Below are 26,171 nucleotides of genomic sequence, written 5' to 3'. Positions count from 1 at the left end.
GCGTCTTTCGCCGGTGCCGTCCAGCCAACAAGGATCGTGCCATGACCCTCGACGCCTATCGTCTGACAGCAGAGCCCGCCTATCATCCCGGCGGCGCCGAGATCGCGCTATACGAGGCGGCCTACCAGGCGCGTCTGCCGGTCATGCTCAAGGGGCCGACCGGCTGCGGCAAGACCCGCTTTGTCGAACATATGGCCTGGCGGCTGCAAAGGCCGCTGGTCACCGTGTCCTGCCACGAGGACATGACCGCCTCGGATCTGGTGGGGCGCTATCTGCTGGGGCCCGAGGGCACCCATTGGCAGGACGGCCCGCTGACCCTGGCGGTGCGGCATGGCGGGATCTGCTATCTCGACGAGATCGTCGAGGCGCGGCAGGACACCACCGTGATCATCCACGCACTGACCGACGACCGCCGCATTTTGCCGCTGGAAAAGACTGGCGAGCTGGTGACGTCGCATCCGGATTTCCAGCTCGTGATCTCGTATAACCCCGGCTACCAGTCGGTTTTGAAGAACCTCAAGGAATCCACCAAGCAGCGCTTCTGCGCGCTGGATTTCGACTACCCGGCACCCGCTGTCGAGGCGCGGATCGTCGCCAGCCAGTCGGGTCTGTCCGAGGCCGAGGCCGCGCGGCTGGTGCGCATCGCGGAAAGGACCCGGAACCTGCGCGGGCAGGGGCTCGACGAGGGCGCCTCGACGCGGATGCTGGTGCATGCGGGGCGTCTGATGCGGACGGGTCTGGAGTTGGAGGCGGCCTGCGCCTTCGCCCTGATCACCCCTCTCACCGATGACGGTGCGATGCGCTCGGCGCTGACGGCTGCGGTCGATGCCTGCCGCTGAGCATCGGATAGCCGCTCCGGTCACGCCGGAGCTGCGGGCGGCCTTTCCGGGGCCGCTGCTCGACCGCTTTCTTGCCGCCGAGGCGCGCCTGTCCGGCGCGGGCTACGGCCCCGCCGTGCCGCGCGGCTTTCGCCGGGCCGCTATGCGGGTGGCCGAGGCGCTTGGCCCCGAGGCCGGGCTGGAGCTGGCGCGGGATGCCTCGCGCATGGCAATCCGGCTGCGCCCGCGCACCGCCGCGCTGTATCTCGACACCGCCGCCGCCGTGGCGCCGCGTCTTGACATGGCGGGGTTCGAGCTTTGGCGCGGGCTGCATCTCGACCTGCTGCGCCCCGCGCCCGAGGCGGTGCAGCCCCTGCTGGAAACCGCCCTGCGCCTGCTCGACCGTCTGACGCCCGGCGCGCTGGCCGAGTTTATCCGCACCGGCCTGCTGCTGACCGAGGGCGACGCCCGCGGCCGCGTGGCGTTTTTCCGGCTGGAGACCCCGGCGGCGCGGCAGGCGCTGGCACGCCAGGCCGGGGACATCGGGTTTCACGCGCTCGAGGCCGAGCTCAAAGCCTTTCATACCGCGCTCTGGGGGCAGGTGCCGTTGCTGCGCGAGGCGGCGGAAGAGGCGCGACAAAGCAGCTTTTCCGACAATCAGATCCGCCTGCCGGCCAGCTACCCCGATTATCGCGGGCAGGAACGCCGGATCGCGCGCGCCGCGCTTGCACATGTCGGCGCGCATCAGACCCATGGCGGCGAGCGCTTTGCCCTGGCGCAGCTCAAGCCGATGCATGTGGCGGTGATCTCGCTGATCGAGGATGCACGGGTCGAAACCCTTGCTCTGCGCGAGCTGCCCGGGCTGCGCCGGCTCTGGAGCCCGTTTCACCGCTGCGCCCCCGAAGGTGCGGCGACGGCGCCGTCGTTGTTCGAGCGGCTGGCCCGTGCCCTGTTCGATCCGGAGTTTCCGCGGCGGCACGGCTGGATCGCCAAGGGGGCGGCGCTGTTCGACGCCCATCGCGACCGGCTGGAAGACCCTGCGATCTCACGCCGGATGGGGAACCTTCTGGCCAACGATCTGGGTCAGACGCGGGTCCAGTTCAACTTTCGCGACCATCTGGTCCGGCCGGTCTATCGCGACGACAACCTCGGTCTGTGGGAGCTGCCAGACGATCCCGACGCGACGCCGGAAACCGCGAATAGCGCGCCGTCAGAGGGGCGCCGCCGGGTTTCGGGTGCGGCGAAACAGCCCCGGATCGGTGGCGGCGATCTGACCGGGCCCGAATCTGCTCCGGCGGCGCAGGCGCAGAGGCCGCGCCGCTTGGCCGTGCTGCATCTGCCGGAATTCGATCATGTGGCCGGGATCGAACGCCCCGACTGGGTGCAGGCGCATCTCTACGATCCGGTTCTGGGCGATCCGCTCTATCTCGATGCGCTGCGACAGCGCCATGCGGCGACGCTCGCCCGGCTGAAGGCGACGATCGCCGCCGCGCAATTGGGTCGGCTGCGGCGGCTGAAGCGACAGGCCGAGGGCGAACGGCTGGATCTCGACGCCGCCATCGACGCGGCGATTGCGCTGCGCGCCCGCCGGATGCCGGATCACCGGGTCTATGAGGGCCGGACCCATGCCGAGCGGTCTGTTGCGGTGCACCTGCTGCTCGACATGTCGCAATCCACCGGCGACGCGGCGGCTCCGGGGCACAGCGTTCTCGATCTCGAACGCGATGCCGCCGCCATCCTCGCTGACGCGATGGCGCGGCTGGACGACCGGCTGGCCATCACCGGGTTCAGCTCGGACGGGCGCGAGGATCTGCGGCTGGTGCCGGTCAAACGATTCGACATGCCCTTCGATCTGATGACCGGCATGGCGCTTGCCGGTCTGCGCCATGGCTATTCGACGCGGCTGGGCGCCGCGCTGCGCTATGCGGGGCGCAGCCTGAGCGCCGAGCCCTGCCACCACCGGCTGGTGCTGGTGCTGAGCGACGGCGAACCGTCCGACATCGATGTTCGCGAGCCGGGATATCTGGACGCCGATGCCCGCCGCGCGGTGCAGCAGCTTCGCACGCGGGGCATCGCAGTTCATTGCTTGGCGCTTGGCGGCGGCCATGACCGGCACCACGAGGATATTTTCGGATCGCGCGGTTTTACTCGGATCCATGAATTGAAAACGCTGCCTTCCATGCTCTCGGCAGTTTATCTGAAGATGACGGGGTAGGGGAATTATGCGCCAGATCTAGATGTGAGTGACCTCTTTAATCAGGAATTCGATTAATTCGATATATCCTGATTTCTATTTGGCGAAAAGCGATATTTCGTCAGCTTCGATATTCAATGCGAATTTCGGAAGGTTTCTATTATTGTCGTGTAATATCAATGCACTAAGATTCTAAATTGGGCAAATAATATGCAGCTTTGGGCAAAAATAATGCGCCAAGGTTTGCGTTCGTTGCCGTGTTGAAAATTTTCCTGAGAGAAATAAAAATTTCCTAAAAATCACTTGACCGAAGATGAAAATGCAGTCCAAATCGGGGTGTAGAAGGAAATAAAACAATCGGCTCGTACAAAATATCGGGCCAGTCCATCTCAATAGGAGGTACTATCATGTCATGGACTCGCAGAACGTTTCTGAAGAATTCTTCCCTTGCCGCGGGCGCGCTGGCGGCGCCTGCCGTCTGGCTGCCGACGGCGCGGGAATCCTGGGGCGCGACCCTGTCCGAAGGTGAGCCGATCAAGATCGGCCTGCTGTTCTCGCTGACTGGCGGGCTCGCGGTTCCCGAAGAGGATTCGACGCTGGTGATGCAATACGCCATCGACGAGATCAACACGGCGGGCGGCATCGCGGGCCACCCCATCGAGCCGGTGATCGTCGATGCGAAATCCGACTTCTCGGTCTATACCGAAAAGGCGCGAGAGCTGATCCTGCGCGACAAGGTGATCTCGATCTTCGGCTGCTACACCTCGGCCAGCCGCAAGGCTATTTTGCCGACCATCATGGATCGCGATAACCTGCTGTTCTATCCGACCTGCTACGAAGGCGCGGAATGCACGCAGAACACCGTCTGCACCGGCCCGCTGGCCAACCAGCACTCCAGGGATCTCATCCCCTTCATGGTCGAGAATTTCGGCAAGCGGGTGTTCTTTGTCGGCTCCGACTACGTCTGGCCGAAGGAATCGAACAAGAACGCCAAGATCTGGCTCGAAAACGCGGGCGGCGAGCTTTTGGGCGAGGAATACGTGCCGCTGGGCTCGTCGGAATTCGGGCCGGTGCTGGCCAAGATCCGCGCCGCCAAGCCGGACTTCATCTTCTCGACCGTGGTCGGCGCCTCGGACATCGCCTTCCACCGCCAGTTCAAGCAGGAAGGTTTCTCGGCCGATGACATGCCCATCGCCTCGCTGACCACCGGCGAGATCGAGACCAAGGCCATGGGGGCCGAGAACGGTGCCGGGCATTTCCTGTCGGCCCCGTATTTCCAGGGGCTGGAGAACGAGACCAACCAGAAATTCGTCGAGAAGTTCCTGTCGAGCCCTTACGGCAAGAACGGCGTGACGCATTACAACATGGAAGAGACCTATACCTCTGCCTATGTGTTCAAGAACGCTCTGGAAAAGGTCATCGCCGAGCGGGGCATCGAAGAGGTGACGCCGACCGCGATCCGCAATGCTTGCGCCGGCATCAAGGTCGGCGCGGATATCTCGCCCGAGGGTGAGATCTGGGTGGACGAGAACAACTTCAACACCTGGCTCGTCCCCAAGATCGGCCAGTGCCAGGCGGACGGCAGCTTCAAGATCGTCAAGCAGGCCGACGCCCATGTCGAGCCCGACCCCTATTCGATCTACCCCGATGTCGGAACCTGCACCGCCGAGGGCCTGCTGGCGCCCGACGGGACGCTGCGTACCGACGTCATCTGAACGGCATCAACGACCGGCGGCGGGGTGCGGCCCGCCGCCGGCTGTTCTCACGATCAGCCCAGGGGAACATTGTGGACATCTCAACCGTCGCCATGGCGAACGCGCTTATCCTGGGGATAAGCATCGCCAGTATCTTTCTCGTCGCCGCCATCGGCCTCACGATCATCTACGGCACCGCCGGGGTCATCAACATGGCGCATGGCGAATTCATCATGCTGGGGGCCTATGCCACCTATGCGATGCAGACCTATTTCGGGTTGCCCTACTTTCTGTGCATCCCCTGCGCCTTTGTGATCGTCGGAGCGATCGGCTTTGTGATCGAGAAGCTGTTGATACAGTATCTCTATCACAGGCCGCTCGACACGCTGCTGGCGACCTGGGGCGTCTCGCTGGTGCTGATCCAGGGCACCCGCCTGACCTTCGGCAGCGATCCCAAATACATCCAGATGCCCGGCTTTCTGTCGTCGAATATCGAGCTGGGCGGAGTCAGCCTGGCAGCGTTCCGGATCTTTGTCATTCTGGCGGCGCTCGCGCTGATCGCGCTGGTCTGGTTCGTGTTCTACAAGACGGATTTCGGCATCAAGGTGCGGGCCGTGACCCAGAACCGCGAGATGGCCGCGGCCTTCGGGATCAACTCGAAACAGGTCTATTCCTTTACCTTCGCCTTCGGTGCCGGCCTGGCCGGTGTCGCCGGAGCGCTGTTCGGGGTGCTCAACATCGTCCTGCCGACCATGGGCACGGGCTATGTGGTGCAAGCCTTCCTGATCGTTGTCACCGGCGGCGGCGCGCTGATGGGATCGGCCATCGCCAGCATCGCCACCGGCGAGATGCAGTCGATCTTCGCTATGCTCCTGAACGATAGCTTCGCGCGCTTCCTGATCTTCATCCTGATCGTCGTCTTCCTGCGTTTCCGGCCCCAGGGCCTGATTTCCGCGGGCGGTAGCCGGCGCTGACGAACAGACCGGCCCGTCCGGCGAAACATGCGGAACCCCAATGCTTGACAATCCATATCACAACAAGACGCTGCAATGGCTTGCCTATGCCGCCGTCTTCCTGCTGATCGGCATCGTGCCTCTGTTGACCGATGACGACTTCCTGCTCAACCAGCTGGCCACCTACGGCGTCTACGGGCTGCTGGCCGTCTCCATCAGCCTGTGCTGGGGGTCGGGCGGAATCCTGAACCTGGGCCAGGGCATCGCCTTCGGGCTGGGCGCCTATGGCATGGCGATGACCATGCAGATGCAAAGCCAGGCGCCCGGCACCATCCCGCCCTTCATGGCCAACAACGCGCTCGAGACCCTGCCAATTTTTTGGGAGCCGTTCTGGAACACCGGGCTGGGCATCGCGCTGGCGCTGCTGGTGCCGACGCTGTTCTACCTGATCTTCGGAGGGCTGATGTTCGTCGCTCGCGTGTCGGGGCCGTTCTTCGCCATCATGACGCTGGCGATCCTGAGCGCGCTGGCCACGGTGTTTGTGGCGCTGCAACCCTATACCAATGGCGTCAACGGCATCTCGCCGCCGACCGGGCTGGTGATCGCGGGGACCAAGATCGACCCCTATTCCAGCACCGCCTACTGGCTGGTCTTTGCGCTGTTGCTGATCTGTACCTTTACCGCCAAGCTGCTGACCCAGAGCCGGTTCGGGCTGGTGGTGCGCGCGCTCAAGGACGACCCCGAGCGGGTGCGGTTCCTAGGTTACAACGTCGCCGTCTACGAAACGCTGGTCTATGCGCTCTCGGGGCTGATGGCGGCGGCGGCGGGGGCAAGCTTTGCGGTGCTGACGCAATATGTCTCGCCGGCGCAGTTCGAGGTCGGGTTCTCGATCTCGGCGGTGATCTGGGCGGCCATCGGTGGGCGCGGCTCGCTGCTCTGGGCAATGCTGGGCGCCTTCACGGTGCAGGGCGCGCAGAGCTATGCGGGGGATGCCTTCCTCAATACCTGGATCCTGATCCTGGGCTTCTCCTTCATCCTCGTGGTGCGCTTCCTGCCCGGCGGCTTTGCCGGACTGGCCGAGCTGCTGCTGGGGCGCCTGGCCAGCCTGCGCGGCGGGCGACGCGAAGAGTTCGGCCAAGCCCCGGCGAAAGGAGCGGCAAAATGAGCGGCGATATGATTGGCGGCTTTCTCAAGATCCGCAACCTGCGCAAAAGCTTTGGCGGCAACCAGGTGATCAACGATTTCAGCCTGGATGTCACCGAACGGCGCCTGCAATGTCTGGTCGGGCCGAACGGCGCCGGAAAGACCACGACGATCGATCTGATCAGCGGGCGCCAGAAGCCGGACTCGGGCCATATCTGGCTGCGCGGCGACGACATCACCGGGCTGGGCGAGCATGAGATCGCCCGGCGCGGGGTCGGCCGCAAGTTCCAGATCCCGGCGGTGCTCAAGGGCCTGTCGGTGCGCGAAAACCTCGAGGTCGCCTTCAGCCGCGAGACCAGCGCCCTGCGCAACATGTTCCGGCTGCGCGCGCCGGGATGCGACGAAAAGCTGGCCGAGGTCGCGCGGACCGTGCGGCTGACCGGGCGGCTGGACACCGAGGCGGGGCTGCTGTCGCATGGCGAGACCCAGTGGCTCGAGATCGGCATGGTGCTGATGCAGGACCCCGAGATCCTGCTGCTCGACGAGCCGGTGGCGGGCATGACCGAGAACGAGATCGAGCTGACGGTCGAGATCCTCAACCGGCTGAAAAAGACCCACACCATCATCCTTGTCGAACATGACATGAACTTCGTTCGCAAGATCGCCGACATCGTGACGGTGCTGCACATGGGCGCGCTGCTGGCGCAGGGCAGCCTGGAAGACATCGAAAAGGACGAGCGCGTGCGCGCGGTCTATCTCGGCACAGAGGATGCACACTGATGCTTTTGCAACTCGACAAGATTTCCGCGTTCTACGGTCGCACCCAGATCCTGCGCGACATTGATTTCGCCGTGCCGAAGGGCAGCTGCGTCTGCGTGCTGGGGCGCAACGGTATGGGCAAGACCACGCTGCTGCGCACGATCATGGGGCTGGTCGACAAGATGACCGGCACCATGTCGATGGGCGGCGAGGATCTGAGCGGCGCGCGCACCGACGAGCGCGCCAAGCACGGCTTGGGCTATATCCCGCAGGGCCGGCAGATCCTGGGCAAGTTCACCGTGCGCGAGAACATCCTGCTTGGCACCTTTGCCAAGCCGGGGCGCGACGGCACGATCCCCGAGATCTGCCTCGAGCTGTTTCCCTATCTGCGCGAGAATCTCAACCGCCGCGCGGGCGAGCTGTCGGGCGGGCAGCAGCAGCAGCTTGCCATCGCCCGGGCGCTGGCGGTCGATCCGCAGCTTCTGCTGCTGGACGAGCCGACCGAAGGCATCCAGCCCAACATCGTCGCCGAGATCGGCGAGACGCTGGCGATGCTCAACAAGAAAATGGGGATCTCGATGATCCTCACCGAGCAGCACATCAAGGTGGCGCGGCAGCTCGGCGACCATTTCGTCATGATGGACAACGGACGGATCGTGGAATCCGGGCCGATTGCCGAGCTGACCGACGAGATGGTCGATCGCCATATGACCGTTTAACCGCCCGCTGGTTCGGGCATCAGCAAGGAGAAGACTATGGAATCCATACCGCCGAAGGGCTCGCCGGAACGGGAGGCTCTGATCAAGGAGCATCTGGACTGCACCGAGTCGATGAAGGGTGTCGCCGGATTTTCGATCCTGAAATGCGAGACGCCGGGCGACACGACGCATCTGTCGGGCGGCGTGCACGAAAACCCCAAGCTGCGCCGTGTTTTGCTGCGGATGCGTGGCGAGTCGATGGCCGGCAAGCTGATCATCGTCTGCACCGAGGTCGAAAAGAGCTGGCGCATCGCGCGCCTGTCGGGGATCCGCGGTGTGCCGCCGGAATTTGTCGATGACCGGGTGTTCGACGACGAGCAGGATGCGCAGCACGCGATTTTCCTGATGCGGCTCGACGAGTTGCCGGAAACCGCCGGTATGCCCGAGCATTACGAGGAAGGCTGGAAGCACCGCGACGACAACTGGCCGGTCACCTGACCGTTCGCCCCAGCGATACAAGACGCCCGGTTCCGGGCTTTCAGACGAACCGCGAAGGCGGAAGTGGTCCAGACTTCCAGGTGTCTTCGCGTGAGCAAACAAGGATAGAGACATGTCTGCAGCGATGCGACTCGTGGGATATGCCGACAAGTTCGGCGTTCATCCCGGCGAGACAATCAAGTTCCTGATCAACTGTGACGGGCCCAAGGAATTCAAGGCCGAAATCGTTCAGATGATCAACGGCGACACCAACCCCCGCGGTCCGGGCTTTATCGAAAAAGCCGTGCCCGGAAGCATAAGCACGACGGTGCCGGGCCGCAAGCAGGTGATCCACAGCGGCTCCTACGGCTATGTCGACGACTGCCGGCAGCTGCGGGTGGAAAGTTTCACCCTGCAATGCTGGATCTGGCCGACCGCGCCCAAGACCCACCCGAAATACTGGAAGCATGGCGCCCAGGGGCTTGTGACCAAATGGAGCGACGGCAAGGGCTATGGTCTCTTCATCAACGAGAAGGGCCATGTCGAGGTGCGCGTCAATGGCACCACGCTGGAAAGCCCGCAGCCGGTGCGCGACCACGCGTGGCATTTCATCGCCGCGACCTTCGACGCCAAGACCGGCGAGCTGATCCTCTATCACGAACCGCAGGTGCAATATGCGCTCGACCCGGTGATCGAGCCGGTCAAGACGACGGTTTCCGGCCCGATCGAGCATCTGCCGATCCCCGCCGCCGTCGCCGCCTATACCGAGGCGTTGTCGGACGATCCGACGGCAAAATCGTCGGTGCCGGCGGGCGTGGTGTTCACCGGCAAATACAATGGCAAGATCGACACGCCGCGCATCTGCAAAACCGCCCTGTCGCGGCAGGAGATCGAGACGATGAAGCTGGGCGCCCAGCCCGGCCTGACCGAGCGGCGCCATTCCGGCCCGACCGGTCCGCTTTCAGAGGTGATCGTCGCGGCGTGGGAGTTCTCGGACGGGATCGACACCATCAAGGGCACGGATTTCGGCCCCTACCGGCTGGATCTGGAATTCGTCAACCTGCCGACGCGCGGCATGACCGGGCATAACTGGGGCGGTACCACCTTCGACTGGAAACAGGCGCCGAAGGAATATGGCGCGATCAGCTTCCATGACGACGATATCGACGATGCCCGCTGGGAGGTCGATTTCGAATGGCAGGTGCCGGCGGATTGCAAAAGCCGCTTTTACGCCGCCAAGCTGACCACCGCCGAGGGCGACGAGGATTATGTGCCCTTCTGGGTCGTGCCCGAAATCGGCAAGGAACAGTCCAAGATCGCGGTCATGGTGCCGACGATCAGCTACATGGCCTATGCCAACGAACATGTGGCCTGTAACGCCGGTGCCGCCGAACTCTTCGTCTACCGCGTGCCGATCATGCAGCATCAGAACATGTTCCTGGCCGAGCACCGGGAATATGGTGGTTCGATCTACGACACCCATACCGACGGCACCGGGATCTGCTTTTCCTCGCGCCTGCGGCCGATCCTGTCGATCCGTCCGAAATACGACCACTTCCTGGCCCAGGCGCCGTGGCAGTATCCGGCGGATCTGCATCTGATCTACTGGCTCGAAACCATGGGCTACGAGTACGATGTGTTCACCGACGAAGACGTGACCTATGACGGGCTCGCCCGGCTCGAAAACTACAACGTCATCATCACCGGCTCGCACCCCGAGCACAATTCGGGCACCCAGCTCGACGCGCTGCACAACTACACGCAACGCGGCGGCCGCCTGATGTATATGGGGGCCGACGCCTGGTACTGGGTGCATTCCTATCATCCGGCCTATGAAGACAAGGGCCGCGGTGTCATCACCGAGATGCGGCGCTGCGAAAGCGGCATCCGCACCTGGCGCGCCGATCCGGGCGAATACTACCACCAGGGCACCGGCGAGCTTGGCGGGATGTGGCGCTACCGCGGCCGCTACCTGCATTCGGTCGCGGGCGTGGGCATGTCCTCGGAAGGGTTCGACGTGTCGAGCTATTTCTCGCGCACGCCGGACAGCAACAACCCGCGCGTCTCCTGGGCGTTCGAGGGCATCGACTATGACGAGCCGCTGGGCAATTTCGGTCTGGTCGGTGGCGGCGCCGCCGGGCTGGAGCTCGACATCGTCGACTTCACGCTGGGCTCGCCGCCGCACACGCTGACGGTTGCAACCTCGGCGGGGCGCCATACCGAAGCCTATCTGCTCGTGATGGAGGATTTCGGTTTCAACCAGCAGGGTCTCGACGGCACCACCCACCCGCGCGTGCGGGCGGATATCGCCTTCCACGAGACGCCGAATGGCGGCGCCTGCTTCTCGTTCTCTTCGATCGCCTATTGCGGGTCGTTGCCGTGGAACAACTGCGACAACAACATCTCGAAGATGACCAAGAACGTCCTCGACCACTTCATGGTCGACGGGCCACTGCCCGCCGCGCCGGACGAGGAAATCCGGCCGCGCGGCCGGGCAGACGGCGACCCGGGCAACAGCGCTTTGCTCCCCGCGGAATAAGCCCGGGTCGCTTTGGACGGGCCGGTTCATTCCCCATGCCGGCCCCTACCGCGGGAAGGATCCGCACTTTCCCGCCTCCCGTCCGGGGTTTCCGGGCGGGAGCATCGACCGAATATCACGACGCGCGACAGGAGGCCGACATGGTGCGCAGACCCGATCTTGGATATGGCGACGAAGGGCTGGATTTTGGAGATCCGGCGAGTTTCGAGCCGCAGCGCAGAGAGTTCGGCGCCGCCCGCGTCATGCCCCGCCTGGCTTACCGCTCGTTGCAGTTTCTCTATCTCGAGGACGAGGCGATCTGGACGCGGGCCTGGATTCCGGTGGGCAGCGAACACGAGATAACGGACGAAGGCGATTTGCTGCCTTTCACCCTCGGCTATCACGGGGTTCATCTTCAGCGGATGGCCGAAGGGCGGCTCGAGGCGCGGTTCAATATGGCCCAGCACGGCGGGTGCCGCGTGGTGCCGACCCAGTGCCAGCAGGGCAAGCGCACGAGCTGTTCCTTTACCTCCTGCGGCTATAGTCGCGACCGGGGGCCGATCCAGGCGGATGAAGGGCGCGAGCAGACCCGCTTGATGTATCAATACCTTGGCTTACGGCCCGAACGGCTGCATCCGGTGCAGGTGGCGCAGGCCGGCGCGCTTTTGCTTCTCAATATCGACCCGGACCCTGCGGGGGGGGTGCCGCAGGTCGCTGGCCTGCCGCCGCAGCTTACCGATCCAGAGGCAGTGCGGGTCTACCGGAGCTGGACCGAGGGCAATGCCAACTGGAAACTCGCCGGTCAGGCATTGGCCCGGGTCGACAGGATCGCCGCTGCCGATCCGCTGCACATGACCGGCCATCGCGCCGCGCTGGACGGCAGCCCGCTCGAGGTGCATTGGCTCTTCCCCAATGCGGTGCTGCTGGTCAGCGCCGGAGACTGCTGCCTCATCGTGTTGCAGCACACGGCCATCGACCAGACGATGTTCCGGATCGAGATCCTGTCCCGGCACCCGCTGAGCGACGCGCGCCAAACCTTCTGGGAGGCCGAGCTGTCGGCGGCGCGCACCCGTGCCGAAGAGCGTCAGCGCGCGGTGCCGAAAAAAGCTGCGCTCGATCTACCCGTCGCCCCTTCGGATCTGCCTGTGCAGACCGAACCCGCGGCGTGGTGGTTCCAGAATGCGCTGATCGACCGGGTGGCGGCGATGCCCCGGGTCGACAGCGATGTCCCGATTTTCCGCAATGTGGAGCATTACCTGATATGAACGACATGACGACAACCGCCGCCCTTTCCCCGGCGCTTCGGGACGGCATCGACCGCTATGAGGCGGGCCAGTACGACCGTGCCTATGCGCTGTTCCAGACTCTGGCCGATCGCGACGATCCCACCGCCTGGTTCTGGCTTGCGGTGATGCAGGCCAATGGCGACGGCATGCCCACCGACAAGGCGCAGGGCGTCCGGTTTTGCCAGCGCGCCGCCGAGCTGGGCAACATCCAGGCGATGACCAATCTTGGCGTCAGCTATGTGCAGGGCGAGGGCGTCGCGGCCGATCCCGAAACCGGGCTGCGCTGGCTGTGCCGCGCTGCCGATGCCGGCGATACCGGTGCGCAGTTCAACGCGGCGACGCTGCTGTCGGCGGGCAAGCTGGTGGAAAAGGATCTGCCGCGCGCGGTCGATTATTACCGGATGGCGGCGGAGGCCGGGTATTTTCCCGCGCAGGCCCGGTTGGGGTTTTGCTATCGCAACGGGTCCGGCACCGCGCGCGACCGGCGCAAGGCCTTTCTGTGGCTGACGTTGGCGGCGCAGCATGGCGCGGGCACTGCGATCAACATGCTCGAAGGGCTGGTGGCCGAGATGTCGCCCGACGAGTTGCATGACGGGCAGGAGCTGGTCGAGACCTGGATGGAGCGACACGGCCATCAGGGGGCCGCACCGCGCTTTCAGGTCGAAACGAAATAACCCGGCGGAGGATCCGATGCTCTACAGCATCCAGCAGATCAAGTATGAGTTTCTCTATGCGATCAAGGAGTTCGATTCCGATGGCCGACGATGGCGCATTGCGGTGTCGGATCTCCCCCCGGCCGAGACGCTCGCCCGCGAAGGCATCGACCCGCAGGACTGCGTCTTTGTCGGCAAGCCCGCAGGCACGCCGCGCGCGGCACAGCTTGTGCGGGATTTCTTTCTGGATCGCTACGATGTGCCGGATGTCGGCCGGTTGGGCGAGGGCGGTAGCGCGCTTAGCTGGGTTGTGCTGTTCCGCCCCAAGGCAAGCCTGCCAAGGCCGGCGGTGGATCTGACCGGGGAGGAAGAGGAGGTCACGGGGTTTCGGACCAGATGCCGGGGCTGAACACCTAGTTACTCGCCCATGTCTTCGGTTTCCAGAGCCGCGTAGAAGTTACGGGCCGGGACTCGTTCTCTCTCAAAGCCAAAAGACTATGGGCGCTGAGCCACTCCCCGATCGTTGGACAGGATCCGGCGTATTTAAGCGGTTCCGTCGCCGCCATGACCGAACGCGAGCTGAAGCAACTCTGCGACCGGCTCAACAACACACCCCGCAAGTGCCTCGGCTTGAGGGCCCCGGCTGAGGTTTTCTGTGAAAAGATGATGGAGGAAAACGGCCGGCGCCCCTACCGTCGCAGGTAATGGGAGATGCGCTTCGAATAGCGCACACACCCAGAACCAAGCGGGGCCAGTGCACGGCTTGCGCCGGTGCACCTGGCGCGGTGCAGGAGCCGTAACGGATCCCGGCCCCGGGAGGGTGGCCCCCGTCACGCGGGCGGGCCCCCGAGTATCAGATCGGCGGCCTTCTCCGCGATCATCATCGACGGCGCATTGGTGTTGCCGCCGACAATCGCAGGCATGACCGAGGCGTCGACGACCCGCAGCCGGTCGACCCCGCGCACCCGCAGGTCGGTATCCACAACCGCCTGCTCATCCGTGCCCATCCGGCAGGTTCCCACCGGATGGTGGATCGTCGTCGCCATCGCGCGGATATAGGCGTCGATCTCCTGGTCCGTCTCCGCCTCCAGACTTTCCCGCGCGACCATCGTGGCCAGCGGCGCCTGTCGGTTCAGCGCCTGCGCCATCCGCAGTCCCCGCCGCAGCCCCCGCAGATCGGCATCGGTGCTCAGCAGGTTCTGCCGAATGCGCGGTGCCGCCGTTGGATCGGCGGAGCGCAGCGTCACCGCCCCGCGACTCTCCGGGCGCAGCAGCGCGATACGCCAGTCGAACGTATCGGCGGCGGGCCGGGTGAAGGGCGGCAGATAGGGCTTGCTCAGCGGCGACCCGGCAATCGACATCACCTGCAGGTCTGGCAGCGCCTCCGCACCGGATTTCACAAAACCCATGGTTCCGAAGGGCATGTCGCTGGCGATCCCCCGGCCGAAGAGATAGGCGCGCGACATTTCGGTGGCGATCCGGTCGAAGCGCATGGCGCGCTGCAACGGGCCGCCCTCCCGCCGGATGGCGGTGAGATTGACCGCCGCATGGTCCTGAAGATTGGCGCCGACGCCGCGCAGGGGCACCCGCACCCTTATATCGTGATCGCGCAGCGCCTCGGGGCAGCCCAGACCCGACAGCATCAGGATCTGCGGCGAGTTGATCGCCCCGGCGGAGAGGATCACCTCTCGCCCGGCAAACACCTGCATCACCCCGCCCTTCGTCCGGTATTCCAGCCCGCAGACCGCCGCCCCGTCGAAAAGCAGCCGCGTGACCAGCGCCCCGACAACGATCTCGAGCCCGCCCCGCCGCAGCGCCGGGCGCAGATAGGCATCCGCCGCGCTGCACCGGCGTCCGTTGCGGATGGTCATCTGCCAGCGCCCAAAGCCGTGCTGATCGGCGCCGTTATGATCCTCGGTCCAGGGATGGCCAAGCGCCAGACCCGCCGCGAGGCTGGCCGCGCTCAGCGGATCTTCGAAACGGGTCCACTGGGTTCTGAGCGGCCCGGTCCCGCCCCGATAGGCATCCGCCCCGCCCTCCCAGCTTTCCTGCCGCCGGAAATAGGGCAGCACATCCGCATAGGACCAGCCCGGCAGCCCCATGGCGGCCCACCCGTCATAATCCGCCCGGTGCCCGCGCACATAGGCCATTCCGTTCGTCGAGGAACAGCCGCCGACCACCTTGCCGCGTGCGCATTCGATGCGGCGCCCGCCCAGCCCCGGCTCCTTTTCGGTGAAATACTTCCAGTCGTGATGCCGCCGGGCGAGGATATGCCCGCAGCCGAGCGGCACGCGGATCATCGGATCTCGGTCCCACGGGCCTGCCTCGACCACCAGCACCCGCGCCTGCGCGCTGAGCCGGCTGGCCAGGACGCAGCCGCTGGAGCCGGCCCCGACGATGATGAAGTCATACGCGTCGGATCGCGCTGTTCTGCGTGCCATGATCGGACATCCCACCTGTTCGGGGCCGGAACGGCCCCTGCCTCGCACCCGGATCGTAAAAGCGTCCCCGTGCCCGCGCGGGAGGCGGCGCGGACACGGGCGTCCGGCCAATGCCTTCGGGGGCATCGCGGACCAGCATCCCACTCCCGGCACGTTCCGGCCGGAAGGGGCTGCCGCCCGGACGGGTCCGGGACGGCACTCCGCAGGGGCGGATCAGTCGGAGGCCAGCGTCTTGGCGAAATCCTCCAGCGCCTGGGTGGCGGGAATGCCGCGCTTATCCTGATTGGCGGCCCATTCCTGCCCGACGCCCTGGAAGATCGCGTCCAGCGCCGCCTTCTGTTCGTCCGTCCAGGTGTAGAACGTCATCCCCCCGGCCTTCAGCTCCTCGATCCGGGCGGCTTCGTTCGCATCGGTGTAGGTGCAGAAATTCTCGGTCGCCATGCGCCCCGCTTCCAGCACCGCCTCTTGAATCTCGGGCGGCAGGTTCTGATAGCTGCGCTCGTTCATCACCATGATCGAACCCGGAGTGCCGAAACTGTAGCCGGTGACACCGTAAGGCGCGACCTCCTCATAGCCAAAGCCCTTGGTGGCCAGAAAGGAGTACATGGTGGCATCGACCGTGCCGCGCGACAGCGCCTCGTACAGCTCTCCCGCCGTGGCCTTTACCGAAACCCCTCCCGATTTGATCGCCGACAATTCGTTGATGGCCCCCGCCGTGCGCATCTTCTTGCCCTTGAGATCGTCGAGCGAGGTGATGCTCACGCGGGACATGATGCCATAGGGCGGATAGATGAAATAGGAGATCGGCCGCATCCCCGCGGGCTTGAACCCGCTTTCATAGATCACCCCGCCGGGCGAGGCGAGTTCGCGCAGCGCCGCCCCGCCCTGACAGGAGGACGACACCATGCCCGGAACCTCCAGAATGCTGAGCAGCGGAAGCTGTTCGATGCCCACATATCCCGAGCCGAATTCGACGATGTCGAAAACCCCCGCCTTCAGCAGATCGAACATCTGCCCCGCCTTGCCGCCCTGCTCGGCGGGAAAGTAGGAAAACTTCACCCGGCCGTCGGTCAGCTCGGTCAGGGTCTCCATGAAGGGCATGGTGCCCTGCTGCTGCTGGAAATGCGTGGTCGGCAGGAAGGTCGCCACCTTCAGCTCGATGCTGTCCTGCGCCTGCGCGGCGCCGCCCGACAGGCCCACCGCCGTCACCAGCGCGGCGATCGCCCTCCGGGCCGTCTTTGCGAATGCAGTCATTGTCCTTGTCTCCTCCATCTGTGTTTTCATGACAGTCTCCTCCTCGTCTTCCGCGCGGGCCGCCTGCCGGCGACACTGCGCCCGGTTCAGGCCCTGCAGCCGAGCACCGTCTTGACCTCCAGGTATTCCTCCAGTCCCGGCACGCCCTGTTCCCGACCGTTGCCGGACTGCTTGTAGCCGCCGAAGGGCACCGAAAGATCGTGGGTATAGGTGTTGATGTAGACCCGGCCCGACTGCATCCGCCGCCCCAGAGCCATCGCCCGCGCCTCGTCCCCCGAATGGATGTAGGAGGCGAGCCCGTAGATCGTGCCATTGGCGATCTCCACCGCCTCCTCGTCATCGCGGTAGGGGATGATCGGCAGCACCGGCCCGAAGATCTCGTCCTGAGCGATAGACGCGCCCGGATCGACACGGGCAAAGACCGTCGGACGCACGTAATGCCCGGTCTCCAGCCCCTCCGGTTTGCCGGGACCGCCCGCGACCAGACGCGCGCCGGAGGCGATGCCGCTCTCGATCATCGACTGGATCCGCTCGTATTGCCGCCGCGACACGACCGGCCCCATTTCCGTCTCCTGACGGCTGGGGTCGCCGAGTCTGAGCCCGGCGGCAACCTCGCGCGCGACGTCGACCGCCTCGGCCATCTGGCTTTCGTGCACCAGCATCCGGGTCGGCGCCTGGCAGGACTGCCCCGAATTGGCAAAGGCGCGGCGGATCCCCAGATCGACGGCGCTGCGCAGATCGGCGTCGGGCAGAATGATATTGGCGGATTTGCCGCCCAGCTCCAGCAGGACGCGCTTCACCGTGTCGGCGGCGGTCTTGGATATGTCTATTCCCGCCCGCGTCGATCCGGTGAAGGACACCAGATCCACCCCCGGATGCGCCGAGATCGCCCGCCCCACCCCGGCGCCATCGCCGTTGACCAGATTGAACACGCCTTCGGGCAGGCTTGTGGCGTCGATGGCGTCGGCCAGAACGGCGGCGCTGAGCGGCGCGATCTCGCTGGGTTTCAGCACCACGGTACAGCCCGCGCCCAGAGCATAGACCAGCTTGGTCATGATCAGGATCACCGGCCAGTTCCAGGCGGTGATCAGCCCGCAGACGCCAATCGGTTCGTGCAGGATGCGGGCCTGCTTGAGCGGATGCTCGAAGGCATAGCCCCGGAGCACCCCGATCACCTCCTGAACATGGGCCAGCGCGTTCCCGGCCTGCACCTCCCGTGCGAAGGTGATGGGCGCGCCCATCTCCAGCGAGATCGCCCGCGCCATTTCGGGCAGACGCGCCTCGATCTGGGCGCCGATCTCTTCCAGCCAGGCGATCCGCTGCGCCACCGGGCTGCGGCTGTAGCTGCCGAAGGCCTGCCGCGCGGCCCGCACCGCCGCATCCACATCCGCCGCGCCGCCCAGGCTGATCGCCCCGACGCTCCGCTCGGTCGCGGGGTTTTCGACCGCCAGCCGCAACGCGCCGGGTGCGGGCGCGCGCCAGGCGCCGTCGATATAGAATGAGAGGCGGTCTGTCGTCATGTCATCGTCTCCATGTCATCGGCAGCCGGCCCCCGACCCGGCGGCGCAGGGGCGGCGCGATCTCAGTTCATCGTTCCGGGAAGCCACAGGATGATCTGCGGAAAGGCGGCCAGGATGGCGACCAGCACCAGATGCGCCAGCACATGCGGATATGAGCCGCGAAAGACCTGTCCCACCGGGATATTGGTGTATTTCGAGATGACGAAGCAGTTCAGCCCCATCGGCGGGGTGACCATCCCCACCTCGCCCATGATGATCGTCAGCACGGCGAACCAGATCGGATCGTAGCCCAGATGCACGATCAACGGCGACACGATCGGCACGGTCAGGATGAGCATGGTGATCAGATCGACGAAACAGCCCAGCACCAGATACATGCCAAGGATACAGATCAGGATGACCGTGCGGTCCACCTGCGATTCCGCCAGGAACGTGATCAGGTTCTGCGCCACCTGGGTCAGCGTCAGGAAATAACCGAAGATCAGCGCGCCGAAGACGATGAAGGCGATCATGCAGCTTGCCGACACCGCCCGCACCGTGGCCTCGGCAAAGACCCTGAGGTTCGGCCGCCGGATCACCGCCAGCACGAAGGCGCCGAGCGCACCGAGCGCGGAGGCTTCGGTCGGCGTGCCGATCCCCAGATAGATCGTCAGCGTCACCAGCGAGAAAAGCAGCATGAAGCTCCAGGCGGTGCGCAGCGATCTGATCTTTTCCCGCAGGGAATAGCTCTGCGCGGCGGGGGCGTGATCGGGACGCAGCCAGACAAGCAGCAGCACGGTCAGGATGATCGTCAGCGTGATCAGCAGCCCCGGCACCAGCCCCGCGATCAGCAGCTTGGCAATGCTCATCTCGGCCAGCAGCGCATAGATCACCATCGCGGCGCTTGGCGGGATCAGCATCGCCAGCGTGCCCGAGATCGCGGCAACGCCCGAGGCCAGCTTCACATCGTAACCCTGCCGGATCATGCCCGGTATGCTGGTCGAGGCCAGCGTCGCCGCCGCCGCCGTGCTCGAGCCGGAAATGGCCCCGAAGGCGGCACCCGTCGCCGCGGTGGCATGGGCCAGCCCGCCCGGCGTGCGGCCCATCCACTTCTTGGCGATGTCGAACATGTCGTCGCCGACACCGCTGACGAGGATGAAATTCGCCATCAGGATAAACAGCGGGATCATCGCGAATTCATAGCTGTGCATGGCGGATTCGGCGGTGGAGCCGATGATGCCGATCACCACATGGCTGCCCCCGATCAGGTAGAGCCCGACCGCGCCGGACACCGCCAGAGAGATCGCCACCGGAATGCCCAGAGCCAGCATCACAAACAGGACCACGAGGCCGGATGTCAGGACCATCTCACTTTTCCCCCGGATGCGGCTGCGGTCCGGCGGCGTCCGGCGCCTCGGTCACAGCGGACAGATGATCGCCCCAGACCGGGCGCGCGGAGACCGCCGCCGACAGGTTGGCGACCGCGAAATGCAGCACCCGCACCGAGATCACCGCGAAGGACACCAGAATGACGGCGGACTTGACCCAGATCGGCCAGGCGATCTGCGCCGCCGAGCGCAATCCCGACACCCAGCTTTCATGGGTCTTGATCCACATCTCGTTGGCGATGAGCACGAACAGCGGCAGGGCGACGAGAAAGCCGATGCCCAGGGCCAGATGGCGCAGCCGCCGGGGCAGGTTGTGGGCCAGAATGTCCAGCGTCACATGTTCCCCGGCCCGCAGCGCATAGGGCACGACAAAGAACATCGCCGCCGGCAGCAGATACATGATCACCAGATCGTAGGTGAAGGTCAGCGGCTTGTTCAGCAGGTAGCGCGACAGCGCGTCGGCCGAGATCAGCCCCATGATCATCAGCAGCGCCACACAGGCGACCGCCAGCAGCGCGGCCTCGGCCTGGCGCAGCCATCGGTCGCTCGCCAGAATGATCCGGTCGAGGGCATGGGGCGTCGGTCTGGCGCGCGTCATCGGGTCTCTCCTGCCGCCGGATCCGGCCCGGCTGTCGTTGCTCTGGGCGCGGCCGCCGCTGTAGGTGGTGGCACCCATCCCCGCGCCTTACGCCATGCCCGAGGCGGTCCAGCCGCCGTCCACGGCCAGCGACGCCCCGGTGATGAAACTCGCGCGAGGCGAGGCAAGATAAGCGATGGCGTCGGCGATCTCCTCGGGCCGTGCCAGCCGCCCCATCGGCGTGCTCCCGGTCATCCTGGCGGAGTCGAGCGTGCCGCTCTCCTCCAGACGGCGCACCAGTTCGGTGCGCACATAACCTGGGATCACCGCGTTCACCCGCAGCCCCGATCCGGCCCATTCGCAGGCCATGGCCCGCGTCATGGCCAGCACGCCCGCCTTGGCGGCGCCATAGCCGTTGCGCCCCGGCACACCCCGGATCGCGACAATGGAACTGACATTCACGATGGCGCCGCTTTGCTGGCGCAGCATGATCCGGGCGGCCTCGCGGCTCATCAGGAACAGCCCGCGCAGATGCACGTCGAGAATGCGGTCGAACCTGTCGAGATCCTGCTCCAGCGTGGGCAGCGACTGCTCCGGGATCCCCGCATTGTTCACCAGAACGTCGATGCGGCCACAGGCGGCCTCTACCGCCGTCATCATCCGGGCCACATCCGCCTGGTCCGAGACATCGGCGCCGAAGGCCAGATGCGTCCCGCCCAGCTCGGCGCGGCGCGCCTCCGCCGCGTCGGCCCGCAGATCGACCAGCACGACCCGCGCGCCCTCGGCCGCAAAGGCCCGCGCCGTGGCCCAGCCGATCCCGTCCGCCGCGCCGGTCACCAGCACAACCGGCGCCTGCGCCGGAGCGGATATGCCTGGGGATGCCGCCATTGATCTTCCTTTCATTCACGGGAGGACGACGCGCCGCCTAGCGCGCCATCAGCCCGCCGCCATCGACATTGAGAGATTGCCCGGTCACATAGCTGGCCTGCTCCGACGCGAGGAACGCCACCGCGTTGGCGATCTCGGTCACCTCGCCCGCGCGGCCCAGCGGCACCCCGGCCCGAAACGAGGCGATGTGCAGCTGCCGCGCCTCCTCCAGACTGACCCCCCGCTCCTCCGCGATGCGCAGGATGTTTCCGTAATTGATGTCCGTGGGCACCCCGCCGGGGCAGACCGCGTTGACCCGAATGCCCTTTGGCGCCAGCTCGATGGCCATGGTCTGGGTCAGACCCAGCACCCCCGCCTTCGCCGCCGTATAAGAGGCCATGCCGCGCACGCCGGTCTTTGCCACCCAGGAGGCCAGCAGGACGATGGACCCGCCCCGGCCCTGATCCAGCATCGCCCGTGCCGCCGCGCGGGCGATGTAGAACGCGCCGTAAAGATCGACCTTCACCACCCTGTCCCAGACCGCATCCGGGAGATCGGTGGCGGGCACATCGACCGGGCCGGTGATCGCGGCGCTGTTCACCAGAATATCCACCCCGCCAAGCCCCTCTCGGGCGCGGTCCACCGCACGCGCCACCGCGCCGGGGTCGGTCAGATCGCAATCGAGCGCGAGCGCCGGAACGCCCGCCGCCTCGAGCTCCGCCACGACGCTGGGCAGGCCGCGCCATCCCGCCGCCCGAGCCTCGGGCGTGAACCCGCGGGGCGCGTCGGGATGATCCAGCACCGCGACCGACACGCCCTCTTCGGCCAGACGCCCGGCTATCGCGCGGCCCATGCCACGGATCCCCGCAGCGCCGGTGACGATGGCCGTTTTTCCCCTCAGATCCCGCATCCGACGATCCCCCACATTCATCCGCGCGTCTTGGCGGCGGTGGCGGCATCTTGCGGCTCGGTCAGGGATCTGGGATCGCCGTCATAGCCAAGGTGCTGGATCTGGCTGAAATTCAGCGCCTCATAGGCCACCGCCGCATCCAGCGTCAGATTGGCCTGCTGGGCCACATGCCGGTTCATGATCCGCTTGGTCCAGGCCAGCGCAAAGGCCGAACGCTTCAGCAGCGCGGCGATCACCTCATCCGTCACCGCATCCAGCTCCGCCGCAGGCACCGCGCGGTTGACGATGTTCATCTGCGCCAGTTCCGCCGCCGTATAGCTCCTGGACAGCATCATGTATTCCTTGGCCTTGGTCGGCGGCATGAAGAGCGGCATCAGCGCCCCCGCCCCGTCCCCCGGCACGGTCGCAAAAGGCAGCCCCACGCGCCTGCCACCGCTGGTGACCACCTCGGACATGCCCAGATGCGCATCCGAGATCACCGCATCCTCCCGCGCGAGGATCAGGTCGCAGCCCAGGGCAATGCTTTGCCCGAAGCCGATCGCATCGCCGTTCAGCTTGGCGATCACAGGCTTTTCGATCTCGGTCAGCGCTTGGCAGCAGCGCAGCATGCCGTTCGAGACATTCCAGATCCCGTAGGGATCGCCCAGCCGCGCCGTCGCCCGCTCGCTGGTGTAGTAGTCGTTGGGTGGCGGCACCAGAAACTCGCCGTCATAGGCCCCGGTCAGCACGACGATTCGCACGCTGTTGTCGAGGCGCAGCTGTTCGATGGCGCGCGGCATCTCTGTGTGCACATCCACGGGGTCATCCATCACCAGCGTGTCTCGCAGGGGCAGAATGCGGATCGTGGCCACCTGGCCGTCCTGGGAAATCTCGAGGGCGCGGAAACGATGATCGGTCATGGCGGTGGGTTCAGTCCCTGCAGCAAAGGGCGGCCAAGGCACACCCGGTCTCTGCGCCCGGCCAGTGCCGGGCGCGTTTGTCGGATAGGTCTGTGCGAAACGGCCCGGAGCGCGGGCCCTTGCGCGCTCCGGTCAGAACCGCAACGCGGACGGGGGATGCGTCGGGCGCGGCTGGTCTGGCGTCATGTCTGTCCTCCCGGTTTCCGCCCCGGACATCTCCGGCTCCTCTGGCGGTGTGAGGCCAGAAGAGCCCGGATCGCGGACATTTGTCAATAAAATGTACGGATATTTATGGGAGGCCTCTCCAAACTTATCGCCAAAAATCGACGCTCTTACGCATCACCCCGGACATTTTCAAGTTGGTGATTGCGATCCCGCATCTCACATATTTTTCGAGATTCATGAAGTTTATTGATTTATGTAAATTGCTTATGAGGTGCCTTCGCCGACTCCATCGCAGGGCCAAAACAGCTCTTTCGCAGATGTTCAGAAAATTTTCGGACATTTTCTGGATATTTTGAAAAATCTATGCTTCTAATTATCTGGATATTTTAGCTGCATGGCGACACCTGCCGTCGCATCGAAAGGACCGCCTTGACCAAGTCCACCCCGACTCACCGGAAGATCGCGGATGAGATTCGCCGCCGAATCATCGCCAATGAATATCAGCACGACCAGCTGCCTCCCGAGCGCCTGCTGATCGCGGAATTCAAGGTAAGTCGGCATACGATCCGCGCCGCGCTCCAGCAGCTGGTGAACGACGGGTTGATCACCCGCACGGCCGGGCGCGGAACGCAGATCGTGCGCGAAGGGCGCGGCGGCTATTGGGCGATTGGCGCGCTCGAGGATCTCACCGGCGAATTTCGGGTCGATCAGCAGCTCACGATCAGCGCCCAGCTGGAGCCGGCCGAGCACTTCCCTAAAGTCAGCAAGATGTTCGGGCTCGGCAAGGACGATCAGATCTTTCGGGTGCAGCGCATTCTGACCAACAATGGGCTGCCCTATTCCTTCTCGCATCTTTTTGCGGAAGCGCGGATGACAAAGGACATCCCCGACAACCGCCTGGGCACCGCGTTCTTCGTCGATCTGGTGCAGGAATACAGCGGCCGTGTCGCCACGCGCGCGCGTCAGGCCATCACCGCGGCGCTCGCCGATGCCGAGATTTCCCGCCGTCTGGGCATGGAGCAGGGGGCGCCGGTGCTGATTGTGCGCCGGACCTACTTTACCGCCGACGACCACCCGCTGGTCTATGTCGAACTGTATTGCCGGCCGGACCGTTACGAGCAGGTCGTGAACCTCATCCGGGACAGCCGCCTTCCGAATGCGCAGACTGGCGTACCCGGCGTCCCGTCGGGGGAAAGGCCGGGCGGGCCCCTCTAGCAGGCCGCTGAAAAAAGCCTCGCGTTTGGAACGGCTTCCTGTGGACGGAGCTGTCGTGGGGGCCTTGGGCGCGGGCAAATGGCCGCTTCGGCCGCTTTCCGGCCCAGGCGGCGAGTAATTTGGGCAGCCTCGCGAGGTTGCACGCCGCCATCGCCAGCGTGAAGCGAGCCCGCACACGTTCGATGCCGCGATACAGGGTCTGCGCCATGCCGCCGACGGTTTTGACCCAGCCAAAAGGTTCCTCGATCTTCTTCCTGCGCCACTGCGATTGGGCGTAGCCGGGGTGCCGAGTGGTTCTGCCGTCGATGGCGGAGTGCCGGGACTTCTGGGCGACATGCGGCGTGACCACCATCTGGCGCAGCTCGGGGACAAAGTCCGCGCTGTCGTAGCCGCGGTCCGCTGCCAGTGTCAGGCGCCGGGTCGAACTGGGCGAGTGGCGGTGAAGCATGTCGATGGCAGCACGCCGTTCGGCGTGACCGTTTGCTTGCGTCAAGTCGGCCTGAACGATCAGGCCGGATCGGTCATCGAAGCATGGGTCGCGTTTGACCGTCGTTCGCCACGGAAGTCGACTTCGGCATTGCGGTTGCGGCGTGTAGGGCGGGTCATCGGGTCGGGCTCGGCGGTGGACTGGTCAGAGGAGGACGTGGGCGGCACACAGCTATCTGGCGGATCGCTGGGACCCTCGTCCCCGTCGGACGTCGCTCTTTCCTTCGGCTGGAAACGCTTCATCGACGCCTAGGTGTTTGACCCACGGTTTGATGGTGCGATCCATTCGCTGGAATGGAAGGAAGTACTATGGGACCAGTTCGTCACGGCTGCGCCACGTACTATTACCCGACAGGCGATTTGTGAAACAAATCTGCCGAGAGGGCACGCACGCCATCCGAGCTGCAATACAGCGATCGCAAGCTTCGACCGCAGCGCTGAGCCGGGAACTCGGGATCGCGACCGGCGCCTTCGCCGACCGGGCCAGGGCGCTTCAGGGCGAGGGCAAGACCGCCATGTTTGTCTCGGCAGACGGCCAGATGGCGGGGATCGTTGCGGTGGCCGACCGGATCAAGGAAACCACGCCCGGGACCATCCGCGCGCTGCACGATCTGGGCCTGCGCATCGTCATGGCCACGGGCGACGCCGAAACCACGGCCCGCGCCGTGGCAAAGGAACTGGGCATCGACGAAATTCACGCCGAGGTCAGCCCCGAGGACAAGAACGCCCTTGTCCGACGGCTCCGGGACGAGGGATTGTCCGTCGCCATGGCCGGGGATGGGGTGAACGACGCCCCTGCGCTGGCAGAGGCGGATGTGGGCATCGCCATGGGCACCGGGGCGGATGTCGCGGTGGAAAGCGCGGGCATCACGCTGGTCAGGGGCGACCTCACCGGCATCGTCCGGGCGCGCAGGCTGGCGGAGGCGACCATGCGCAACATCCGCCAGAACCTGTTTTTCGCCTTTGTCTACAACACGGCGGGCGTGCCGGTGGCGGCGGGCATTCTCTACCCGTTCCTTGGCGTGCTGCTGTCGCCCATCGTGGCGGCGGCAGCCATGAGCTTGTCCTCGGTTTCGGTCATCGGCAACGCGTTGCGGCTGCGCGTGACACGGCTCTGACCTGTGGTCCGGGTTGGGGAAGGTCACGACCTCGTGACTTTACCTTCCAGTGGCAGGAAGCCTCATTAGGGAAACCGACAGCGCAAATGACGGTATTCGCAGATCGACCGAGAGCGGGGCAGTATGACCCGGCATGAGCGGTTGACCCCGTGTGGTCTT

General features: G+C 65.2%; 22 protein-coding genes and 2 pseudogenes. 15 read left to right on the top strand and 9 right to left on the bottom strand.

What is annotated here, in order from left to right; all coding sequences use genetic code 11:
- The first annotated feature begins 41 nt into the window (after positions 1 to 41).
- From M4578_RS15635 to M4578_RS15575, 13 genes and pseudogenes are all read left to right on the top strand, one after another.
- Positions 42 to 839 (top strand): CbbQ/NirQ/NorQ/GpvN family protein, encoded by a 798-nt coding sequence (locus tag M4578_RS15635; RefSeq protein WP_258094223.1) that lies wholly within the window; start codon positions 42 to 44, stop codon positions 837 to 839.
- Positions 826 to 3,033 carry a nitric oxide reductase activation protein NorD gene (locus M4578_RS15630; protein ID WP_258094222.1) on the top strand — a complete coding sequence of 736 codons (2,208 nt, stop codon included), beginning with the start codon at positions 826 to 828 and terminating at the stop codon, positions 3,031 to 3,033. Before M4578_RS15635 ends, M4578_RS15630 begins: the two co-directional genes overlap by 14 nt.
- A gap of 386 nt (positions 3,034 to 3,419) precedes the next feature.
- The gene (locus tag M4578_RS15625; RefSeq protein WP_258094221.1) at positions 3,420 to 4,727 is read left to right on the top strand and encodes a transporter substrate-binding domain-containing protein; all 1,308 of its coding nucleotides are present in this window, start codon (positions 3,420 to 3,422) and stop codon (positions 4,725 to 4,727) included.
- A gap of 71 nt (positions 4,728 to 4,798) precedes the next feature.
- Complete coding sequence (gene urtB / locus M4578_RS15620) at positions 4,799 to 5,680, top strand: urea ABC transporter permease subunit UrtB (RefSeq protein ID WP_258094220.1); 882 nt, start codon at positions 4,799 to 4,801, stop codon at positions 5,678 to 5,680.
- Between the two features lie 40 nt (positions 5,681 to 5,720).
- Entirely contained in the window at positions 5,721 to 6,824 is a 1,104-nt protein-coding gene (locus M4578_RS15615; RefSeq protein ID WP_258094219.1) for an ABC transporter permease subunit, read from the top strand.
- Positions 6,821 to 7,582: an urea ABC transporter ATP-binding protein UrtD gene (gene urtD / locus M4578_RS15610; protein ID WP_258094218.1), complete on the top strand. Its 762-nt coding sequence runs from the start codon at positions 6,821 to 6,823 to the stop codon at positions 7,580 to 7,582. Before M4578_RS15615 ends, urtD begins: the two co-directional genes overlap by 4 nt.
- Positions 7,582 to 8,280, top strand: coding sequence for an urea ABC transporter ATP-binding subunit UrtE (gene urtE / locus M4578_RS15605; RefSeq protein WP_258094217.1), 699 nt, complete (start codon positions 7,582 to 7,584; stop codon positions 8,278 to 8,280). Before urtD ends, urtE begins: the two co-directional genes overlap by 1 nt.
- Positions 8,281 to 8,316: 36 nt before the next feature.
- Entirely contained in the window at positions 8,317 to 8,757 is a 441-nt protein-coding gene (locus tag M4578_RS15600; protein WP_258094216.1) for a N,N-dimethylformamidase alpha subunit family protein, read from the top strand.
- 112 nt (positions 8,758 to 8,869) lie between these two features.
- Entirely contained in the window at positions 8,870 to 11,275 is a 2,406-nt protein-coding gene (locus tag M4578_RS15595) for a LamG domain-containing protein (protein WP_258094215.1), read from the top strand.
- Between the two features lie 140 nt (positions 11,276 to 11,415).
- Complete coding sequence (locus M4578_RS15590) at positions 11,416 to 12,519, top strand: aromatic ring-hydroxylating oxygenase subunit alpha (protein ID WP_258094214.1); 1,104 nt, start codon at positions 11,416 to 11,418, stop codon at positions 12,517 to 12,519.
- Positions 12,516 to 13,214, top strand: coding sequence for a tetratricopeptide repeat protein (locus M4578_RS15585; RefSeq protein WP_258094213.1), 699 nt, complete (start codon positions 12,516 to 12,518; stop codon positions 13,212 to 13,214). Before M4578_RS15590 ends, M4578_RS15585 begins: the two co-directional genes overlap by 4 nt.
- A gap of 16 nt (positions 13,215 to 13,230) precedes the next feature.
- Positions 13,231 to 13,602, top strand: a complete 372-nt coding sequence (locus M4578_RS15580; protein ID WP_258094212.1) for a hypothetical protein — start codon at positions 13,231 to 13,233, stop codon at positions 13,600 to 13,602.
- A gap of 152 nt (positions 13,603 to 13,754) precedes the next feature.
- Positions 13,755 to 13,898: pseudogene (locus M4578_RS15575) on the top strand (IS30 family transposase); the annotation flags it as partial.
- 125 nt (positions 13,899 to 14,023) lie between these two features.
- Here M4578_RS15575 and M4578_RS15570 read toward each other — a convergent pair.
- The 8 genes from M4578_RS15570 to M4578_RS15535 form a co-directional block, all read right to left on the bottom strand.
- Positions 14,024 to 15,634: a GMC family oxidoreductase gene (locus M4578_RS15570; RefSeq protein ID WP_258094211.1), complete on the bottom strand. Its 1,611-nt coding sequence runs from the start codon at positions 15,632 to 15,634 to the stop codon at positions 14,024 to 14,026.
- A 213-nt stretch (positions 15,635 to 15,847) separates the two neighbouring features.
- Positions 15,848 to 16,888, bottom strand: a complete 1,041-nt coding sequence (locus M4578_RS15565) for a TRAP transporter substrate-binding protein (protein ID WP_258094210.1) — start codon at positions 16,886 to 16,888, stop codon at positions 15,848 to 15,850.
- Between the two features lie 86 nt (positions 16,889 to 16,974).
- Entirely contained in the window at positions 16,975 to 18,408 is a 1,434-nt protein-coding gene (locus M4578_RS15560; protein WP_258094209.1) for an aldehyde dehydrogenase family protein, read from the bottom strand.
- A gap of 62 nt (positions 18,409 to 18,470) precedes the next feature.
- Entirely contained in the window at positions 18,471 to 19,754 is a 1,284-nt protein-coding gene (locus M4578_RS15555) for a TRAP transporter large permease (RefSeq protein ID WP_258094208.1), read from the bottom strand.
- Position 19,755: 1 nt separating this feature from the next.
- On the bottom strand, positions 19,756 to 20,373 hold the full coding sequence (locus M4578_RS15550; RefSeq protein WP_258094207.1) for a TRAP transporter small permease subunit: 618 nt from the start codon (positions 20,371 to 20,373) through the stop codon (positions 19,756 to 19,758).
- An 87-nt stretch (positions 20,374 to 20,460) separates the two neighbouring features.
- The gene (locus M4578_RS15545; protein WP_258094206.1) at positions 20,461 to 21,240 is read right to left on the bottom strand and encodes an SDR family NAD(P)-dependent oxidoreductase; all 780 of its coding nucleotides are present in this window, start codon (positions 21,238 to 21,240) and stop codon (positions 20,461 to 20,463) included.
- A 37-nt stretch (positions 21,241 to 21,277) separates the two neighbouring features.
- Positions 21,278 to 22,129, bottom strand: coding sequence for an SDR family NAD(P)-dependent oxidoreductase (locus M4578_RS15540; RefSeq protein WP_258094205.1), 852 nt, complete (start codon positions 22,127 to 22,129; stop codon positions 21,278 to 21,280).
- A 17-nt stretch (positions 22,130 to 22,146) separates the two neighbouring features.
- Positions 22,147 to 23,028, bottom strand: coding sequence for an enoyl-CoA hydratase/isomerase family protein (locus M4578_RS15535; RefSeq protein ID WP_258094204.1), 882 nt, complete (start codon positions 23,026 to 23,028; stop codon positions 22,147 to 22,149).
- 594 nt (positions 23,029 to 23,622) lie between these two features.
- On the opposite strand from M4578_RS15535, the gene M4578_RS15530 reads away from it, so the two are divergent.
- Positions 23,623 to 24,408 (top strand): GntR family transcriptional regulator, encoded by a 786-nt coding sequence (locus M4578_RS15530; protein ID WP_258094203.1) that lies wholly within the window; start codon positions 23,623 to 23,625, stop codon positions 24,406 to 24,408.
- 106 nt (positions 24,409 to 24,514) lie between these two features.
- On the opposite strand, the pseudogene M4578_RS15525 reads toward M4578_RS15530, so the two are convergent.
- Positions 24,515 to 25,143 (bottom strand): annotated as a pseudogene (locus M4578_RS15525) (transposase); the annotation flags it as partial.
- A 23-nt stretch (positions 25,144 to 25,166) separates the two neighbouring features.
- On the opposite strand from M4578_RS15525, the gene M4578_RS15520 reads away from it, so the two are divergent.
- The gene (locus M4578_RS15520) at positions 25,167 to 26,012 is read left to right on the top strand and encodes an HAD-IC family P-type ATPase (protein WP_420854816.1); all 846 of its coding nucleotides are present in this window, start codon (positions 25,167 to 25,169) and stop codon (positions 26,010 to 26,012) included.
- Positions 26,013 to 26,171: the final 159 nt, after the last annotated feature.

Source organism: Salipiger pentaromativorans (assembly GCF_024721115.1).
Classification (GTDB): domain Bacteria; phylum Pseudomonadota; class Alphaproteobacteria; order Rhodobacterales; family Rhodobacteraceae; genus Salipiger; species Salipiger pentaromativorans.
Note: the sequence above shows the minus strand (reverse complement) of the source record. Positions and strands in the feature narration are given on the sequence as shown.

Bases quoted from the DNA above. Each gene is read 5' to 3' on its own strand.
- M4578_RS15635 (WP_258094223.1), top strand. From the start codon at position 42: ATGACCCTCGACGCCTATCGTCTGACAGCAGAGCCCGCCTATCATCCC.
- M4578_RS15630 (WP_258094222.1), top strand. From the start codon at position 826: ATGCCTGCCGCTGAGCATCGGATAGCCGCTCCGGTCACGCCGGAGCTG.
- M4578_RS15625 (WP_258094221.1), top strand. From the start codon at position 3,420: ATGTCATGGACTCGCAGAACGTTTCTGAAGAATTCTTCCCTTGCCGCG.
- M4578_RS15615 (WP_258094219.1), top strand. From the start codon at position 5,721: ATGCTTGACAATCCATATCACAACAAGACGCTGCAATGGCTTGCCTAT.
- urtD (WP_258094218.1), top strand. From the start codon at position 6,821: ATGAGCGGCGATATGATTGGCGGCTTTCTCAAGATCCGCAACCTGCGC.
- urtE (WP_258094217.1), top strand. From the start codon at position 7,582: ATGCTTTTGCAACTCGACAAGATTTCCGCGTTCTACGGTCGCACCCAG.
- M4578_RS15600 (WP_258094216.1), top strand. From the start codon at position 8,317: ATGGAATCCATACCGCCGAAGGGCTCGCCGGAACGGGAGGCTCTGATC.
- M4578_RS15595 (WP_258094215.1), top strand. From the start codon at position 8,870: ATGTCTGCAGCGATGCGACTCGTGGGATATGCCGACAAGTTCGGCGTT.
- M4578_RS15590 (WP_258094214.1), top strand. From the start codon at position 11,416: ATGGTGCGCAGACCCGATCTTGGATATGGCGACGAAGGGCTGGATTTT.
- M4578_RS15585 (WP_258094213.1), top strand. From the start codon at position 12,516: ATGAACGACATGACGACAACCGCCGCCCTTTCCCCGGCGCTTCGGGAC.
- M4578_RS15580 (WP_258094212.1), top strand. From the start codon at position 13,231: ATGCTCTACAGCATCCAGCAGATCAAGTATGAGTTTCTCTATGCGATC.
- M4578_RS15570 (WP_258094211.1), bottom strand. From the start codon at position 15,634: ATGGCACGCAGAACAGCGCGATCCGACGCGTATGACTTCATCATCGTC.
- M4578_RS15565 (WP_258094210.1), bottom strand. From the start codon at position 16,888: ATGACTGCATTCGCAAAGACGGCCCGGAGGGCGATCGCCGCGCTGGTG.
- M4578_RS15560 (WP_258094209.1), bottom strand. From the start codon at position 18,408: ATGACGACAGACCGCCTCTCATTCTATATCGACGGCGCCTGGCGCGCG.
- M4578_RS15555 (WP_258094208.1), bottom strand. From the start codon at position 19,754: ATGGTCCTGACATCCGGCCTCGTGGTCCTGTTTGTGATGCTGGCTCTG.
- M4578_RS15550 (WP_258094207.1), bottom strand. From the start codon at position 20,373: ATGACGCGCGCCAGACCGACGCCCCATGCCCTCGACCGGATCATTCTG.
- M4578_RS15545 (WP_258094206.1), bottom strand. From the start codon at position 21,240: ATGGCGGCATCCCCAGGCATATCCGCTCCGGCGCAGGCGCCGGTTGTG.
- M4578_RS15540 (WP_258094205.1), bottom strand. From the start codon at position 22,129: ATGCGGGATCTGAGGGGAAAAACGGCCATCGTCACCGGCGCTGCGGGG.
- M4578_RS15535 (WP_258094204.1), bottom strand. From the start codon at position 23,028: ATGACCGATCATCGTTTCCGCGCCCTCGAGATTTCCCAGGACGGCCAG.
- M4578_RS15520 (WP_420854816.1), top strand. From the start codon at position 25,167: ATGGTGCGATCCATTCGCTGGAATGGAAGGAAGTACTATGGGACCAGT.